The following is a 17142-nucleotide window of genomic DNA, read 5'->3' as shown; positions in this document are numbered from 1 at the left end:
CTTCCTCTCGGATGGACGGAGTGCCCGTCACCAGTTCGTTCGTTCGTAGTCGGTGCCGCCGATCGTGACCCACACCTGGTAGCCCCGGCCGCCCGCACCGTGGAAGCAGCCGATCTCGATGGCGCCGTTGGCCGGGATGTTCCAGCTGCTGCCGCCGGCGAACCGGGGACCGGCCGTCGGGGCGTTGCTGTTGCAATACACCTGGTAGCGACCGGCCGGGAAGTTGGAGGTGTTGATGACGAACTTCGCACACGTGCCGTCGGTGCACTGTCCGGGCCAGTAGCCCGAGGTGCCCCGGGTGACCCAGGCCCGCGGCGCGGGGGGTGGGCCCGAGCTCGCGGAGGCCGACGCTTCGGGCGTCCACTGCCCCGCCGCATCCTGCGCGCGCACGCGGATGCTGTGGCCCTGGTTGTAGCCGTTGCCGACCGTGCGGGAACCGGAGATACCGACGTCCTCCCAGCCGCCCCCGTCGATCGAGATCTGGACGCGGGTGATGTCGCGACCGTTCGCGGTGCCGTTCGCGTTCCAGTTCAGCGTGACCTGGGTCGCGCCGCCGCTGGCCGAGGCCTGCGGGGTGCCCGGTTTGCCGTACGGGTTGCCGTTCGCCGCGTTCGACACCGCGCCCGAGTACGTGACGCCGTCGACCGTCGCGACGGCACGCAGCTCGACGCGGTAGTTCTGGCCGTTCGTGAGGCCGCCGATGCGGGTGCCGCTCAGGCCCCTCCAGTCCCCGCCGTTGAGGCGGTACTGGTAGCTGATCTCGTCCGTGCGGGCGCCGTTGCGGGACGCCTGCTGGTACGAGATCTCGAGGGCACGATCGAGTTCCTGCGTCACGCGGAGGCTCGTGGGCGCACCGGGGGGCGTCACCCCGCGACGTGGCGCCGACTGCTCGCTCCACGGTCCCCACCCGGCCTTGTTGTAGGCGCGGATGCGGTACGTGTACGCCGACTCGGACGTGGGAACGGTCACGGCCTGGCTCTGCGCCTGGGCGCCGGGGGTCAGGGTCCGGAACGCGGAACCCCCCTCGAGGACCTGAAGCTGGTACGCGCTGATCGCGTCGCCGTTGTTGTTCGGCGGCGTCCAGCTCACGAGCATCTGCGCCTGGTTGCCGACCGGCTCGAGCTCCTTGGTCGCGGGAGCCCCCGCGGCCATCGGCGGACCGGCCGGGATCTCGGAGGCCGACCACCCACTCCAGCTCGACGGCTCCGGGGCGCGGTTGTGGGCCTGCACCCGCACCTGGTAGTCCGACCCGTTCTCGAGTCCCTCCCACGTGACGGAGTTCCCCGTGACCTCCTTCTGCGTGATCCCGGAGGGCGGTGCGGGAGAGATCTCCAGCGTGTAGCGCTCGACCGGGGAGCCCGGGGTGCTCGGGGTCTTCCAGGCGACCTCCAGCGACTTGTCGCCGAACTTCAGCGTCGGGGGGTTCGGGGTGTCGGGGCGGGCGTCCGGGCGGGCGACCTCGGAGACGCCGGAGGGCTCCGACTCGCCCACGCGATTGGTCGCGGTCACCTGGAACGTGTACTCGACGTTGTTCGTCAGCCCGTCCAGGGTGCAGGTCGTCGACGAACACTCCTTGGAGTAGGCGCTCCCGCCGACGGACTTCACCGTGTACTTCTCGATCACCGCACCGTTGTTCGACGGCGCCGAGTACGACACCACGACGGTGCGGTCCTGCACGCTCGTCACGACCGGGGTGCCGGGGGCCTCCGGAACGTCCTGCACCGTCACGACGATCTGGCCGTTGACCTCGCGGTCGACATCCTGCGTCGCGTCCTGAATGCGGTAGCGCACGACGAGCGTCCCGACGAAACCCTCGGCCGGGGTGACCCGGACCTCGTCGTCGGTGAACGACGCCTCGCCGCGGCCGGACTCGGTGACCGCGCCGACGATCTTCAGCGGGGTCTCCGGGAACGGGTTGAAGTCGTTGGCGAGGGCGGGGACGGTGATCGTCTGCCCCGCGTCCGCCTCGGCGATCGTGTCGGTGTTCGCGGTCGGCATCGCCCGCGTGGACGCCGTCACCCGTGCGGTCACTGTGCCGTCGACGGGCTCGGTCTCGCCGTCCGTCACGCGGATCTGGAGCGAGGCGGAGGTACCCTTCTTGGCGGTCGAGGACGCCTCGACGAGGAGCTTGTCGCCGTCCACGCGGGCCGAGATGCCGTTCCCGTCGCCGCCCACGAACGTGTACTCGTGCTCGCCCTTGTCCTCGGGATCGGGGTCGTCGGTGAGGGCGGCCAGATCGAGTTCGCTCGCGTCCTCGCCCGGGGCGACATCCACCTGACCCGAGATGAAGGTCGGCTGCTGGTTGTCCGGCGGGAGCACGTTGATCGGGATGCTCAGCGTCGCCTTCCGCCCCTCGGGGTCGTCCGGGCCGTCGCCGTCCGTCACCTCGAACGTCAGGGCGTCCGGGCCGAAGTATCCTTCGGCCGAGGTGTAGACCAGGGTGCTGGCGTCGACCAGGAGGTCCGCGCCGTCGGCATGGATCGCGCTCACCTTCGCCTTCTCGGTGATGCGCACCTCCCCGCCGCCGGCAACCGTGACGTACTCCGACAGCGGCAGCTTCTTCGTCTCACCGCTCACGACTTCGACGGGCTTGGTCGAGGTGAGGGTGGGACGCAGGCCGTCGCGCGAGGGAACGAAGATGAAGGCCGAGGCCTGCAGACCGTCCGGGTCGGTCAGCGTGTAGCGGATGAGCTGCAGCTCGTCCGTGACGGTGACCCGCACCTTCCCGTTCTCGAGCAGTGTTCCGCCCGCGCCGACCTCGACGTCGAGGCGGTCCTTCGTGCCGTCGGGGTCCTCGTCGTTCTTGAGGATCTCCAGGTCGGCCGAGAGCCCGCCGTCCTTCAGGTCGGAGGGCTGCAGCCGGTCGTCCCGGGCGACGGGGGCCTGCAGCGGCACGTCCTCGTCGACCGTGATCTGCAGCGTCGCGGTGGACGACGCCCCGCGAGCATCGCTCACGGTGTACTGCAGGGAGGTCTCCACCTCGCTGTCGGGCGCGGTCACGATCACGCGGTCCCCCGAGACGCGGGCCTTGAGGTTCTCCGGCACCTCGAGACCGTCCTCGACGAGAGCGATCTTGTCACCCTCGGGGTCGGAGTCGTTCTCCAGCACCGGCACCGCGATCTCGCGGCCCGGACGCACGACGACGGCATCCTTCACCGCGTACGGCGCCTGGTTGACCTGCTCGGCGGGAGCGATGCCGACACGGATGGTGGCGACGCCCTCCTTGCCGAGGCGGTCGCGCACGCGATAGGTGAACGAGTCGACTCCGGACGCGTCTGTGCCTGCCTCGTACGTGAAGTAGTTGGGCCCGACCGTCGTGATGCGACCCTTGGTCGGGCTCGAATCGATGCCGAGCAGCTCGACCGAGTCGCCGTCCGTGTCGATCCCGTCCAGCGGCACCGCGATGTCCACGTCGCTGCCGGCGAGGGCGCGGGCGGTGAGGTCCTTGGGACGGGGCGCCGCGTTGGTCTCCTCGTCGACGGGCAGGATCTGGATCGTGACGTATCCGGCGGCCTTCTGCTGCCGCGAGTCGGAGACCTCGTAGGTGAGGTAGACGGTCTTCGCCTCGGAGCCGGCCTTGAAGCGCACCGTATCCTGCGACACGAACGCCTCCCCGTCGTCGGGGTCCACCGTCTCCACGAGCTCGGGCTCGACGTGCATCACGTCGTCGCTCGGGTGCGAGTCGTTGTCGAGCACGGGGATGGTCACGACGTCGCCCGTCCGGACGGTCGCCGTGTCCGGGTTCGCGATCGGCGGCAGGATCTCGTCCGGAGCGGGGATCGGGATCACCACCACCTCGCCGTCCGCCGACTTCGAGCCGTTCGAGATGCGGTAGCCGATGCGGACGGGCTCGTCCAGCGCTCCCTGGTCGGTGATGCGGAGGGTCTCGTGGTTGAGCACGGAGACCGAGATGCCGGTGCTCGGGTCCATCGACACGGACTGCACGACGAGGATGCCGCCCGCGGGATCGGTGTCGTTGTTGAGCACGCCGAGCAGCACGTCACCTCCCGTGGGGAGCAGCGCCACGTCGCGGACCGCGACCGGGGGCAGGTCGTTCTCGGACTCCGGCATCACGTCGACGCGCACGAGCCCCTCGCCGTTCTTCGGCCCGGTGGACACCTGGTACTGCACGTAGTACACCCCGGGGTTCGGGGCCATGAACGTGAACGTCTTGTTCGGGGTGTTCGGCTCGATGGTCGCCCCGGGGGTCTCCAGCACACGGGTCAGGCGGAGCTGCTCCCGGCTCGTGCTCGTGTCGTTCGTGAGGGGCGCGACGGTGACCTGCTCACCGGCGTGGGTCACCACGTGATCGGCGTTCGTCTTCGGGCTCGTCGAGCCCTGCGGCCGCACGTCGAGCGCGATCGACGCCGTGCCCACTTCGCCCGAGGCGTCGGCGACCGTGACCATGATGTCCTTGCGGCCCTGCAGGCTCGCGGTGGCCTTGTACGTCATCTGACCGTCGCGGCTGAAGTCCACCTCGTCTCCGGGGGCGGCGACCACTTCCTTCAGGTAGATGTCGTCGCCGTCCGGATCGATCCAGTCCGGGAGGATGTTGTACGAGATCGTGCCGCCGGTCTCCACCGCCAGCGACGTCTTCCGCTTCGGCTCGGGGGCCTTGTTCTCGCTCCAGTCCCGCACGGTGAGCGTGACCACCGCCGTGTCCTTGCCCTTGCGGCCGTCGTCGACCTCGTAGGTGAAGCTCGCGGTGCCGGAGGCGTTCTCGTCCACCGCGATCTGCAGCGAGCCACCGTTGTTGATCGGCTGCACCGTCCCGATGGACGGCTGTGCCTCCGCGAGGGCCGCCACCAGCACGTCGCCGTCGGGGTCGTTGTCGTTGTCCAGAACCGGCAGCAGCGTCGTCGCCCCCGGTCGCACGCCGTAGGAATCGTCCTCGGCGATCGGCGGTGTGTTCTCTTCGCTGCGCTCGGGGAGGGTGGTCTCGACCGTCTCCTCCGTCGAGTCCTCCTGGTTCTCCGTCTCGCCTTCCGGCGGCGTGAGGTCGTTCCAGTTGTCGACGCGCTGCAGGCTCTCGTTGGCGAGCCAGGCGGCACCGCCGACCGCGTCGTTGAGGATGATGACGTCGCGGTTCACCCGGAAGGTGAGGCTGGACGAGTCCTCGGCCCCGTCGATCGGCGCGTTCACGTCGTCGCCGTCGCCCGGGCACTCGCGGATGAACGTCGCCGAGCCGGCCCAGGCTCCGTAGGTGCAGCCGCGCAGCCAGACCGGGGCCGCAGCGGTCCCCTCGCCGCCGGCGGAGGTCTCCTGCGGCTCGCTGCCGTCCAGCGGCACGCTGACCAGGGCCGACGGGGTCGCCAGCGCCACCGCGTCGGTCTCGGCCGAGGCATGCTGCAGCACCGCGTCGGCCACGTTCGCGACCTCGGTGCGGAAGCCGCCGGGCGACGTGACGACGCCCGCCGCCGGATCGAGCACGACCGGGGTGCGGCCGACGGCCGTGATGGAGGGGCGCTCGCTCACGTCGAGCTCGCCGACCGACGCCGCGGACGGCTCGCCGGGGGCGCCCTCGTTGTCGACGGGCACCGTGACGACCTCGCCGCGCTCGCCGGACAGGCCGAAGACGGTGCCGTCCTGCGCGACGGTCACGTCGGAGTCGTCCCCCAGCTCGACGACGGGTTCGGCGGCCTCGATCGCGAACGACGCGATGCCCTCCACCGGCACGACCCACAGATCGCCCGAGTCCTGGTCGAGGATGGCGGCGGTGTCGCCACCGAGGGCGACCTTGGCGTTGGAGGGGATGAGGGTGGAGTCGCCGAGGGAGACGCGGGCCGGGTCGACCGCGGTCACGGTGGACGCGCTCTCGTCGACGACGAGCACGTTCGACGCATCCTGCAGGATGTCGTAGTCCTCACTGGTCGTACGCAGACCGCCGTCCAGGACCGTCGACTCGTGGTTGAAGTGCCCGACGAGCAGGCTCGACGTCTTCGTGATCCAGACGCCGCCGTCGTTGAGGTCGACCTTGGTGGTCGGGAACCCCTCGTAGGTGAAGGCCATCGTGGTGAGCGCGATGACGCCCACGGTCACGCCGGCGGCGGACGCCAGCGTCTTGGGTCGCGCCCGCATCCAGGACAGCGCCTTCATTCCCGGTTCCCCCCCAGGGTCAACATCCCTCTGACTCCACCGCGGCACGATGGCCCACGGAACTCCCGTACATCCTAACCACGTACCGGAATATCGCTCGATGGGGAGGTTTCCCCATCACCGCGCGGGTCATGCGCGCCAGCACCCCGCGATGTGGTCGTCCACCATGCCCGCGGACTGCATCAGCGCGTACATGGTCGTCGGCCCCACGAAACGGAAGCCCCGTCGCCGAAGCTCCTTGCTCAGTGCGGTCGACTCCGGAGTGACGGCCGGCACGTCGGCGAAGGTCGCCGGCCGGACTCCCGTCGGCTCCGGGGCGAACGACCACATGAGCGCGTCCAGCTCCCCGTCGGCGAGCTCCTGCACGATGCGCGCGTTCCCGATCGTCGCGAGGATCTTGGCGCGATTGCGGATGATCCCGGTGTCGGTCATCAGCCTCTCCACGTCGCCCTCGTCGAACGCCGCCACCCGCTCAGGCTCGAATCCGGCGAACACTTCGCGGAACCGCGGGCGCTTCCGCAGGATCGTGATCCAGGACAGCCCCGCCTGGAATCCCTCGAGCGCCATCTTCTCGAACAGCGCGCGATCGCCGTGCAGGGGGGTGCCCCACTCTTCGTCGTGATACCGGCGGTACTCGGCGTCGTCGCCCACCCAGGCGCAGCGGACGCGGCCATCAGGGCCCGTGAGGAGCGAGGTCATGCCCTCACCGTAGCCGCCTCCACCGACCCTCCCCTCTCCCCTCTTCCCTTCCTCCCTGCAGGGGTGCGGGATCGATAGCCCACCCGACGGGCCATCCACACGCACGTCTTTCATCCCGAACCGCGAACTCCCTCGGTCCCGAGGCGGGAGAGCCGCGAGGGGACGCGTCAGTCGGCGAAGGTGGCGGCGTCGATGACGAACCGGTAACGGACGTCGGACGCGAGGACACGCTCGTACGCCTCGTTGATCCCCGACGCGGGGATGACCTCGATCTGCGCGGTGATGCCGTGTGCGGCGCAGAAGTCGAGCATCTCCTGGGTCTCCCGGATGCCCCCGATGTTGGAGCCGGCGATGGAGCGTCGCCCGGCGATCAGCGACCCCGCATTCAGGGCGAGGGCCTCCGCCGGAGCACCGACGCACACGATGGTGCCGTCTACGTCGAGCAGCCCGAGGTAGGAGCGGAGGTCGATGACGGCACTCACGGTGTTGAGGATCACGTCGAAGGAACCGCGAAGCTCCCGGAAGGTGTCGCGGTCGCCCGTGGCGAAGTAACGGTCGGCGCCGAGGCGGAGACCGTCGTCCTGCTTCGCGAGGGTCTGCGACAGCACCGTCACCTCCGCGCCGAGGGCATGCGCGATCTGCACGCCCATGTGGCCGAGGCCGCCGAGCCCGACCACCGCGACGCGCGAGCCGGGTCCGACCTTCCAGTGCCGCAGCGGCGAGTACGTGGTGATGCCAGCGCACAGCAGCGGAGCCGCCGCGTCCAGGGGGAGGGCGTCAGGGATGCGCAGCACGAAGTCCTCGGTGACGACGACCTGCTGCGAGTAGCCGCCCTGGGTGATCGTGCCGTCGCGGTCGACCGCCCCGTAGGTGCCGACCGCGCCCTGCGTGCAGAACTGCTCGTCGCCGCGGAGGCAGTACACGCACTCCCGGCACGAGTTCACGAGGCAGCCGACGCCGACGCGGTCGCCGAGGGCGTGCTTCGTGACCTCAGCCCCCACCGCGGCGACGGTTCCGGTGATCTCGTGTCCCGGGGCGAGCGGGTACTGCTGCGGACCCCAGTCGCCGCGGACGGTGTGGATGTCGGAGTGGCAGATGCCGGCGAAGGCGATGTCGATGAGGACGTCGTGCGGGCCCAGCTCCCGCCGCTCGATGACGGTCTTCTCCAGCGGGGCTGCTTCGGCGGGGGCGGCGTAGGCGTTGACGGTCGACATGGTGCTCCTCGGGTCGGTACCCGCCGAGACTATCCGCCCCCGCCGATGAATCCGCTCAGCGCTTCTGTCGCTTGAGGACCTTCTCCAGCACCGGGGCCTGACCGGAGGCTTCGAGCTCGGCGTAGTACGCACGGGCCTCGTCCTGCCGCTGCTTCTCCGCACCGCTCGCGATCGGTGCTCGCACGTGCTCGGGCTGGTAGCCGAATGCATCGACGAGGTCGAGTGCGTACGGACGCAGTCGGGCGCACAGCCGGTCGATGTAGCTCGACACGGCCGCGGCTCGCTGGGTGGACAGCCGGCCGTGGATGAGGTGCCAGGCGAGGTGCTTCTCGATGAGCTGCAGGCCGAAGAGGTCGCGCAGCCAGGTCATGACCTTCTTCGTCTCGGCGTCGTCCATCACGTGGACGGCGTCGGTGAAGGCCTCCCACTGGAGAAGCTCGCCGTGCGCCCTGGCCGCCTCGATGAGCTCGGCCTGGTTCTCGTTGAACAGCCGCGCTCCGAGCGTCTTGTCCTTCCCGGCGGCGCGCAGGCGGGTCGCGATGTCGGCGACCATTTGCTGCACACGCCCCGCGAGGAGGTCGTGCTGCTGCTCCTCGCGCAGTCCGCGCTCCACCGAACGGGCGACCTGACCGAAGTCGGTCACCGCCTGGCCGAGCTGACGGAGTCCGGCACCGTGGAACACCTTGCCGGCGGTCATGCCGACGGCGTACCGGGCGAGCGCCGCGGCGTCCTTGCCCTGGAACTGCTTCGCGTAGTCGGTCAGCAGCCGCTTGCCGACGAGCTGCAGCAGGACGTTGTTGTCGCCCTCGAAGGTGACGTAGATGTCGAGGTCCTGGCGGAGTCCGACCAGACGGTTCTCGAACATGAAGCCGGCGCCGCCGCAGGCCTCGCGTGCTTCCTGCAGCGTGTCGAGCGCGTGCCAGGTCGACAGCGGCTTGAGTGCCGCCGCCAGGGTCTCGAGGTCCTCACGGTCGTCCGGGGTGTCGGTGCGACCGGAGAAGACGCCGTCGAACTTCTGCAGGAACTCGTCGTGCGCGAAGATCTGCGCGTAGGTCGTGGCGAGGCGCGGGAGCAGGCGGCGCTGGTGCTTGCCGTAGTCCATGAGCACGACCTCCTGGCCGTCCGCTCCGTCGAACTGGCGCCGCTGCGTGGCGTAGGTGATCGCGATGTGGAGGCCGAGGGCGGACGCCCAGGAGGCGGCGCCGTCGAGTGAGACCCGTCCCTGCACGAGAGTGCCCAGCATCGTGAAGAAGCGGCGGCCGGGGCTGTCGATCGCGCTGGAGTAGGTGCCGTCGGCGGCGACGTCGCCGTAGCGGTTCAGCAGGTTCGTGCGCGGGATGCGCACGTGATCGAACGAGAGGCGCCCGTTGTCGATGCCGTTGAGCCCGCCCTTGAGGCCGTCGTCCTCGCGGCCGATGCCGGGAAGGTCCACGCCATCCTCACCACGCAGGGGCACGTAGAAGCAGTGCACGCCGTGATTGACGCCGTTGGTGATGAGCTGGGCGAAGACCGTGGCCGCGACGCCGTGCAGCGCCGCGTTGCCGAGGTACTCCTTCGTCGCGCCCCGGAACGGCGTATGGATGACGAACTCCTCCGTCTCCGGGTCGTAGGTCGCCGTGGTGCCGACCGCGGCGACGTCGGAGCCGTGACCGATCTCCGTCATCGCGAACGCGCCGGGGATCGACAGGTCCATGACACCGGGGAGCCAGGTGTCGTGGTGCTCCTTCGTGCCGAGCTGGAGGATCGCGGAGCCGAAGAGTCCCCACTGCACGCCCGACTTGATCTGCAGGCTCGGGTCGGCGGCCACGAGCTCCTCGAACCCGGCGATGTTGCCACCGTTGTTCTCCTCGCCGCCGAAGCGCTTCGGGAACGCCCGGTGCACGGCCTTGTTGTCGACGAGCAGGTGGAGCTGGCTGAGGACGCGCTCGCGGTGGTCGTCCTTGCCGAGCTCGTCCTTCCGCCAGAACGCGGAGTCCTTGATCATCTCGCGGGCCTGGCGGCGCACGTCGCCCCAGGTGCCCATCAGGGCGTCGTTCAGGCGGGCGACATCGATCCGCGGGGCGGTCGCGCTCTCGCGCGGGTCAGGTGTCGTCGAAGGGCGGACGGCGGCGTCGACCATGAGCATTCCTCTCGGAGAGACGAAGGTGGATGCCTTCATGGTAGGTGTGCGACAAAACGACACGAAGTCCCCTGTCCACACCCTCCAATGCCTGGCCGCCCCGTCCGCGCCCCTCATTGTCGGCTCGCGACAGCTTCCGCCTCGGCCGGCCCGTCGACCCACCCCCTTCCGTGCGTCCCGGCCCGTTGCGGGCGTCCGCAGAGGGGTGGCTCCCACGGAAAGGGGTGGGGCGGCGCAGAGAGCGTCAGGACGCGGCGATCACGGCGAGGATGCCGTCGCCGTAGGCCTCACGCTTCTTGGCCCCGATCCCGGTGATGCCGTCGAGATCGGCATGCGAGGCCGGGCGATGCTCGGCGAGAGCGCGCAGCGTCGCGTCGCCGAAGACGATGTACGCCGGGACACCCTGCTCCCGCGCCGTCTCGGCGCGCCAGGAACGGAGCGCCTCGAACAGTTCGCGGTCGCCGGCGTCGAGCGTGTCGGCGGCACTCGCCTTCCGCGCGCGAGCCGGCGACGACGAACGCCCGATGGTGTCCTTCCGAAGCGGCACCGGAGTCTCGCCGCGCAGCACGCCGGCGGCCGCCTCCCCGGGGGCCAGCGTGCCGTAGTCGCCCTGCGCCACGAGGATGCCCCGGGCGAGGAGCTGACGCACCACGCTCCGCCAGTCCTGGTCGGAGAGGTCGGCGCCGATGCCGTAGGTCGCGAGCGAATCGTGCCGCTGCTGGCGGATGCGCTCGGTCGATGCCCCGCGAAGGATGTCGATGAGGTGGCCCGCACCGAAGGCCTGATTGCGCTCACGCTTGAGGCGCACGATCGTGGACAGCAGCTTCTGCGCCGGGACGAGACCGTCGAAGGTCGCCGTGTCATCCAGGCAGGTGTCGCAGTTCCCGCACGGCTGCGAGTCCTGTCCGAAGTACGCCAGGAGGTTCTGTCGCCGGCACTCCACGGTCTCGCAGAGGGCGAGCATCGCGTCGAGGTGCTGTCCCATCCGCATCTTGAACGTGCGGTCGCCGGGGCTCTGGTCGATGAGACGGCGCTGCTGCACGACGTCGCCGAGCCCGTAGGCCATCCACGCCACGGACGGTTCGCCGTCGCGGCCGGCGCGACCGGTCTCCTGGTAGTACCCCTCGACCGACTTCGGCAGATCGATGTGGGCGACGAAGCGCACGTCGGGCTTGTCGATGCCCATGCCGAACGCGATGGTCGCCACCATCACCACGCCGTCCTCGCGGAGGAAGCGCGACTGGTTCGCCGCCCGCACCTCGGCGGGCAGCCCCGCGTGATACGGCAGGGCGTCGAGACCCTGCGCGGACAGATAGGTCGCCGTCTGCTCGACGGACTTGCGGCTGAGCGCGTACACGATGCCCGCCGCCCCCTCCGGCTGCGACCGGATGAACTGGACGAGCTGTTTGCGGGGGTCGACCTTCGGGACGATGCGGTACTGGATGTTCGGGCGGTCGAAGCTCGCGACGAAGTGCTTCGCCGTGTCGAGACGAAGGCGCTCCGTGAGCTCCCTGTGCGTGGCCCGCGTCGCGGTGGCCGTGAGGGCCATGCGCGGGACGCCGGGGAATCGCTCGCCGAGGTCGCCGAGCGCGAGGTAGTCGGGTCGGAAGTCGTGTCCCCACTGCGACACGCAGTGCGCCTCGTCGATCGCGATGACGCTGAGCGTGCCGCGCTGCAGGAGGGACGTCGTCTGCGCGCTCGACAGTCGCTCCGGTGCGACGTAGACGAGGTCGAGCTCCCCGGCGACGTACGCGCGCTCGACCTCGCGGCGCTCCTCGATCGACTGGGTGGAGTTGAGGTACGCGGCGTTCACACCGTTGGCGCGCAGCGCGTCGACCTGGTCGTGCATGAGGGCGATGAGCGGGCTGATCACCAGTCCGGTGCCCTCGCGGACGAGCGCGGGCACCTGGTAGGTGATGCTCTTGCCACCGCCCGTGGGCATGAGGACGACGGCGTCACCGCCCCCGATGACCTGCTCGACGATGGCGGCCTGATCGCCGCGGAAGTCGTCGTAGCCGAACACCGTGTGCAGCGCCTCGCGCGCCGACGGGAACCGGCGCGGTGCGGCACGGCGGACGGCTGGCGCGACGGCGGTCGCTGGCCCCGGACCCCAGTCGAGCGGCGGCTCGAAGCCCGGGCCCTGCGGCTCCCAGTCCATGGGCTCCGGGGGCTCGGTCGGCTCCCACCCGTCGTCCCACGGCTGCTCTGACCCCGCACCCAGCTCGGGGACCCATCCTTCGTACGGGTCACGGGGAGTGTGCGGCATTCCTCCAGCGTAATCACCCCGACGGACAGCGGCACGGCCACGTCCACAGGCCCGAACCGCCGGTCCCGGGCGTAGGTTTGGTTCAGACGCCGGAAGGAACCCCCGATGACCGACATCACCGTGACCCGCAACGACGAGGCCTCCCGCTACGAGATCCACTCCGATGAGGTGCTGGCCGGGTTCGCCGAGTTCGACACCCGCCCCGGTGCGATCCGCTTCCTGCACACGGAGATCGACCCCGCCTTCCAGGGCCAGGGGCTCGCGGGGAAGCTGGCGGCGGCGGCGTTGGCCGACGTCGCCTCGACGGGCGACGCGATCGTGCCGCTCTGCCCGTACATCGCCAAGTACCTGCAGACCCACGAGGTCCCCGGTGCCGAGATCCGCTGGCCGCGGCGCCCCGGCGCGGTGCAGGACCTCCCGGTGCAGGAAGAGTCGACGCGCGCGAGCGAGGACCCCACGGGCAGGGCGGAATGATCGGGCAGCGTCGCATCGTCCTCGAGCCTCGGGCGGTCCCGCTCGGCGGCGTACGCGGCATGGAGGTGCTGCGGGTGCTGCCGCATCGCAACCTCCCCACGATCGGCGCATGGTGTTTCCTCGACCGGTTCGGCCCGGCCGAGACCCGGATGCGTGTCGAGCCGCACCCGCACATCGGGCTGCAGACGGTGACCTGGCCGCTCGTCGGCGAGATCCGGCACCGTGACTCGTTGGGCAGCGATGCCGACCTCCGGCGCGGCCAGCTGAACCTCATGACCGCCGGCAACGGCATCTCACACTCGGAGTACTCCGTCGGCGACGGGCCGGTGCCGCTGGACGCGCTGCAGTTCTGGGTCGTGCTCCCCGATTCGGCGCGCCACGGCGACGGCGGCTTCGAGCGGCACACCGACCTGCCCACGACGACGCTCCCGGCCGCGACCGGCACGGACGCCACGGCCACCGTGGTGCTCGGCGAGTTCGCGGGCGTGCGCTCGCCCGCCACCGTGCACACGCCGATCGTCGGGGCGGAGATCGTCGTCCCGGCGGGGACCACCGTGCGCCTGCCGCTGCAGCCGGAGTGGGAGCATGCGCTGCTTCTCGTCGAGGGCGACGCCGCGGTACCGGAGCACGCCATGACCCGGAACGACATGCTCTACCTGGGCGACTCCCGCGACGGCGTCGAGGTCACCAGCAGCGAGGGCGGGCTGCTCTTCCTCCTCGGCGGGGAGCCTTTCGAGGACGACGTCGTGATGTGGTGGAACTTCGCCGGACGCTCCCACGAGGAGATCGCCGCCGCCCGCGAGGACTGGGAGTCCGCGTCCTCCCGTTTCGGCGTCGTCGAGGGGCACGATCAGCGCATCCCCGCGCCCCCGCTGCCGCCGGTGCGACTCATGCCGCGCAGCCGCACCCTCTGACCCTCGCGCCACTGCAGGCCCTCCCGCGGGGTCAGGCACTCCCAGTGCCCTCTGCCTGTTCCCGCGCGATCACCTGTCCCCGCACACGACTCCGCGAGCCCCGGACCCGGGTCCTCGCGCCGCTGCAGGCCCTCCCGCGCGGGCAGGCACTCCCGCGCGGTCAGGCACTCCCGCGCGGTCAGGCACTCCCGCGGGGTCAGGCACTCCCGCCAGCACAGGCACTCCTGATGCTCCCTGCCTGTTCCCGCGCGATCACCTGTCCCCGTACACGACCCCGCTGGCCCCGGCCCCGGGTACCCGCGTCACTGCAGGCACCCCCGCGGGGTCAGGCACTCCCGCGGGGTCAGGCACTCCCGCGGGGGTCAGGCACTCCCGCGGGGTCAGGCACTCCCGCGGGGTCAGGCCCTCCCGCCAGCGCAGGCACTCCCGCGGGGTCAGGCACTCCCGCTAGCTCAGGCACTCCCGCAAGGTCAGGCACTCCCGCGGGGTCAGGCCCTCCCGCGGGGTCAGACACTCCCGCCAGCGCAGGCACTCCTGACTCTCCCTGCCTGTTCTCGGGCCACCGCCTGCCCTCCCGCGCGAACTCGCTACCGCGCCCCGACACGCGCTCCCGCCCGTTGAGGCCTCCCTGCTCCCTGCCTGTTCTCGCTCCAGTGCCTGCCGTCGCGCTGGAGCCCCCTGACCGGGCCACACCGACCCCGCTCTTCAGGCACTCGCGCGGGCTCAGGCTCGATGGGCATTCACCTGCCTGCTACCGCGCGGTCGCCTGTCCCGGCGAGAGCGAGAGCGGGAGTAGGAAGCAGAAGCAGGGTCAGACGCGGTCGGGGGTGTGCACGCGCGCGAGGAAGCGGTCCGTCCGGGGCGAGGGCCCGCGAGGGTCGAGCAGCGACACGGCGACCGTGACCCCGGTCGCCAGCGGGATCGTCCAGGCGGCGGGCTGCGCGAGGTAGGGCGCCGCGACGCCCACGCCGTCCACCGCGGCGTGCACGAGCAGGGCGAGCCCGGTCGCGACGCCGCCGCACACCATGCCCGCGACCGCCCCGCGCCCGGTGAGGCCACGCCACCACACGCCCAGCAGCACCACGGGCGAGAGCGTCGACGCGGCCACGACGAACACCACCCCCACGCTCGAGACGAGGCCCGCGGGGGCGCTGAGCAGCGCGACGCCCAGCGGCACGAGCGCGCACAGCACCGCGGAGAGGCGGAACGAGCGCACCGAGCCGGAGAAGACGTCCTGGCTGATGACCCCCGCGAGCGAAACCACGAGTCCGGCCGAGGTCGCCAGGAAGGCGGCGAAGGCCCCGGCCACGATGAGGGCTGTCAGCACCTCGCCCACGGGCCCGGGGAACACCCGTGACGGCAACTGCAGCACCACCGTGTCCGCGAGCCCGGGGCGTGCGAGGTCCGGGGCCGCGATCCGCGCGAGGAGCCCCATCGCGCTCGACACGGCATAGAACGCGCTCACCATGGCGATGACGATCACGGTGGTCCGCCGCGCGGAGGCCCCCGTCGGGCTCGTGTAGAACCGCACCAGGACGTGAGGCAGCCCCATCGTCCCGAGGAGCAGGGCGAGCAGCAGCGACGCGGTCTCGTAGGCGTCGAAGCCGGACGGTCCGGCCTCCACGGGGAAGACGAGCGCGGGATCGAAATCGTGGGGACCGCCGCCCAGCGCGAATGCGATGCACACCACCGGCACGAGGAGGGCCGTGAGCTTGAGCCAGTACTGGAACGCCTGCACGAAGGTGATGGCGCGCATGCCCCCCGCGGCGACCGCCGCCGCCACGAGCACCGCGACCGTCACGGCGCCGACCCACTCCGGCAGTCCGGCGACCACGACGAGCGTGATCCCCGCGCCGTGGAGCTGGGGGACGATGTAGAGCCAGCCGATGATGAGCACCGCGAGGCTGGTGACGCGGCGCGCTGTCGCCGAGCCGAGCCGGGCCTCGACGAAGTCGGGGATGGTGTACGCACCGCTGCGGCGCAGGGGCGCGGCGACGAAGACGAGGACGAGCAGATAGCCCGCGGCGTACCCGATGGGGAACCAGAACCCGCGGGCCCCGTCCAGCAGCACCAGCCCGGAGAGGCCGAGGAACGTACCGGCCGAGAGGTACTCACCACTGATCGCCGAGGCGTTCCATACCGGACGGACCGTTCGCGATGCCACGAAGAAGTCGCTGGTCGTCCGCGACACCCGCAGCCCGTAGACCCCGATGAGGAGGGTCGCGATGACGACCAGTGCGACGCCCACGAGGTCGAGGACGACGTTCATTCTCTGTCCCGCAGGGCACGGTAGCGCCGCTCGTTGCGGACCGCCGTGCGCACGTACAGCACCGCGAAGACGAGGATCACGGGATAGAACGCGAAGGCCTGGAGCAGCCACGACAGCGGCAGCCCGCCGATGACGATGTCGTCGATCTCGGGGATGAGCGCGATCCCGAGCGCCAGCGCGACGACGACCACGACGAAGCCGGCGACGGTGCCGAGCGCGAGCCGGAGCTGGCTGCGCATCAGAGCACGCGCGTAGACGGCGTCGGCTTCCGCGACCGGCGCTCCGGGCAGAGCGATCCCCCGCGTCGCGGCGGAGGAGCGGCGGGGCGGGGCGTCCGCGGTGACCCGCACCCGCTTCGGTGCCTCGCTCACCCCGGCCCCTCCCCCGCAGGAGCGCCTCCCGCACCGCCGAGACGAGTCTCCTGCTCACCGGCAGGACCAGCGCGCCGACGACGACCGTGGGCTCCCCGCCGGACAGCCGTGCCTCGGTCACCGCGTCGATCCGCACGAGGGTGGAGCGATGGATACGCAGGAACCCCGCGGGGGCCCACCGTGCCTCGAGTTCGGACAGGGGGATCCGCACGAGGTGGCCCGGACCGTCGTCCTCGGTGTGCAGGCGCGCGTAGTCACCCTGCGCCTGCACCCAGCGAACGTCGCTGCGTCGGACGAACCGCACGGCCGCACCGACCGTCACCGGCAGCACCTCGTCCTCCCCGCGCGGGGCGGCGTCCTGCTCGATCACCCGGTCCACCGCGCTGCGCAACCGCTCCCGCCGGACCGGCTTGAGGAGGTAGTCGGCCGCACGCAGCTCGAACGCCTCGACCGCGCGGGCCTCGTCGGCGGTGACGAAGACGACCGCCGGTGGCTCCGCGAGGGCGAGGAGCGCGCGGGCGAGCTCGGTGCCGCGGAGGCCCGGCATGTGGATGTCGAGGAATGCGATCCGCACCGCACGGGCGGAGAGCTGCCGCAGGGCGTCGGCGCCGTTGCCCGCCGTGAGGATCTCGCCGATGCGCGGGTCGGCACGCAGCAGGTGCACGAGCTCATCGAGGGCCGGCTGCTCGTCATCGGCGACGAGGACGTCGATCATGCCGC

Annotated in this window: 9 protein-coding genes and 1 pseudogene; 2 read left to right on the top strand and 8 right to left on the bottom strand. The window is 71.0% G+C overall.

Annotation, left to right across the window (positions count from 1 at the left end):
* Window positions 1-27: 27 nt before the first annotated feature.
* The 5 genes from FY549_RS06640 to recQ all read right to left on the bottom strand — a co-directional run bounded on the left by FY549_RS06640 (window position 28) and on the right by recQ (window position 12394).
* Window positions 28-6096 (bottom strand): Ig-like domain-containing protein, encoded by a 6069-nt coding sequence (locus FY549_RS06640; RefSeq protein ID WP_149084343.1) that lies wholly within the window; start codon window positions 6094-6096, stop codon window positions 28-30.
* A gap of 129 nt (window positions 6097-6225) precedes the next feature.
* Window positions 6226-6795 (bottom strand): DNA-3-methyladenine glycosylase I, encoded by a 570-nt coding sequence (locus FY549_RS06635; RefSeq protein WP_149084342.1) that lies wholly within the window; start codon window positions 6793-6795, stop codon window positions 6226-6228.
* A gap of 167 nt (window positions 6796-6962) precedes the next feature.
* A complete protein-coding gene (locus FY549_RS06630; protein ID WP_149084341.1) occupies window positions 6963-8009 on the bottom strand; it encodes an NAD(P)-dependent alcohol dehydrogenase in 1047 nt (348 codons plus the stop codon).
* Between the two features lie 55 nt (window positions 8010-8064).
* Complete coding sequence (locus FY549_RS06625; protein ID WP_149084340.1) at window positions 8065-10128, bottom strand: acyl-CoA dehydrogenase; 2064 nt, start codon at window positions 10126-10128, stop codon at window positions 8065-8067.
* Window positions 10129-10372: 244 nt separating this feature from the next.
* Entirely contained in the window at window positions 10373-12394 is a 2022-nt protein-coding gene (gene recQ / locus FY549_RS06620) for a DNA helicase RecQ (protein ID WP_374114487.1), read from the bottom strand.
* Window positions 12395-12499: 105 nt separating this feature from the next.
* On the opposite strand from recQ, the gene FY549_RS06615 reads away from it, so the two are divergent.
* Together FY549_RS06615 and FY549_RS06610 are read left to right on the top strand one after the other, a co-directional pair.
* Complete coding sequence (locus FY549_RS06615; RefSeq protein WP_149084339.1) at window positions 12500-12868, top strand: GNAT family N-acetyltransferase; 369 nt, start codon at window positions 12500-12502, stop codon at window positions 12866-12868.
* Window positions 12865-13782 (top strand): pirin family protein, encoded by a 918-nt coding sequence (locus tag FY549_RS06610; protein WP_149084338.1) that lies wholly within the window; start codon window positions 12865-12867, stop codon window positions 13780-13782. The genes FY549_RS06615 and FY549_RS06610 overlap by 4 nt, the downstream gene beginning before the upstream one ends.
* 811 nt (window positions 13783-14593) lie before the next feature.
* Here the strand turns inward: FY549_RS06610 and FY549_RS06600 are convergent.
* The 3 genes and pseudogenes from FY549_RS06600 to FY549_RS16480 form a co-directional block, all read right to left on the bottom strand.
* Window positions 14594-16051 carry a cation acetate symporter gene (locus FY549_RS06600; RefSeq protein ID WP_149086021.1) on the bottom strand — a complete coding sequence of 486 codons (1458 nt, stop codon included), beginning with the start codon at window positions 16049-16051 and terminating at the stop codon, window positions 14594-14596.
* Complete coding sequence (locus tag FY549_RS06595; protein ID WP_149086020.1) at window positions 16048-16422, bottom strand: DUF4212 domain-containing protein; 375 nt, start codon at window positions 16420-16422, stop codon at window positions 16048-16050. Before FY549_RS06595 ends, FY549_RS06600 begins: the two co-directional genes overlap by 4 nt.
* 4 nt (window positions 16423-16426) lie before the next feature.
* A pseudogene (locus FY549_RS16480) lies at window positions 16427-17137 on the bottom strand (LytR/AlgR family response regulator transcription factor); the annotation flags it as partial.
* Window positions 17138-17142: the final 5 nt, after the last annotated feature.

This window comes from Microbacterium sp. 1S1 (genome assembly GCF_008271365.1).
Classification (GTDB): domain Bacteria; phylum Actinomycetota; class Actinomycetes; order Actinomycetales; family Microbacteriaceae; genus Microbacterium.
The sequence above is the reverse complement of the archived record's forward strand: the minus strand, read 5'-3'. Positions and strand labels throughout refer to the sequence as shown.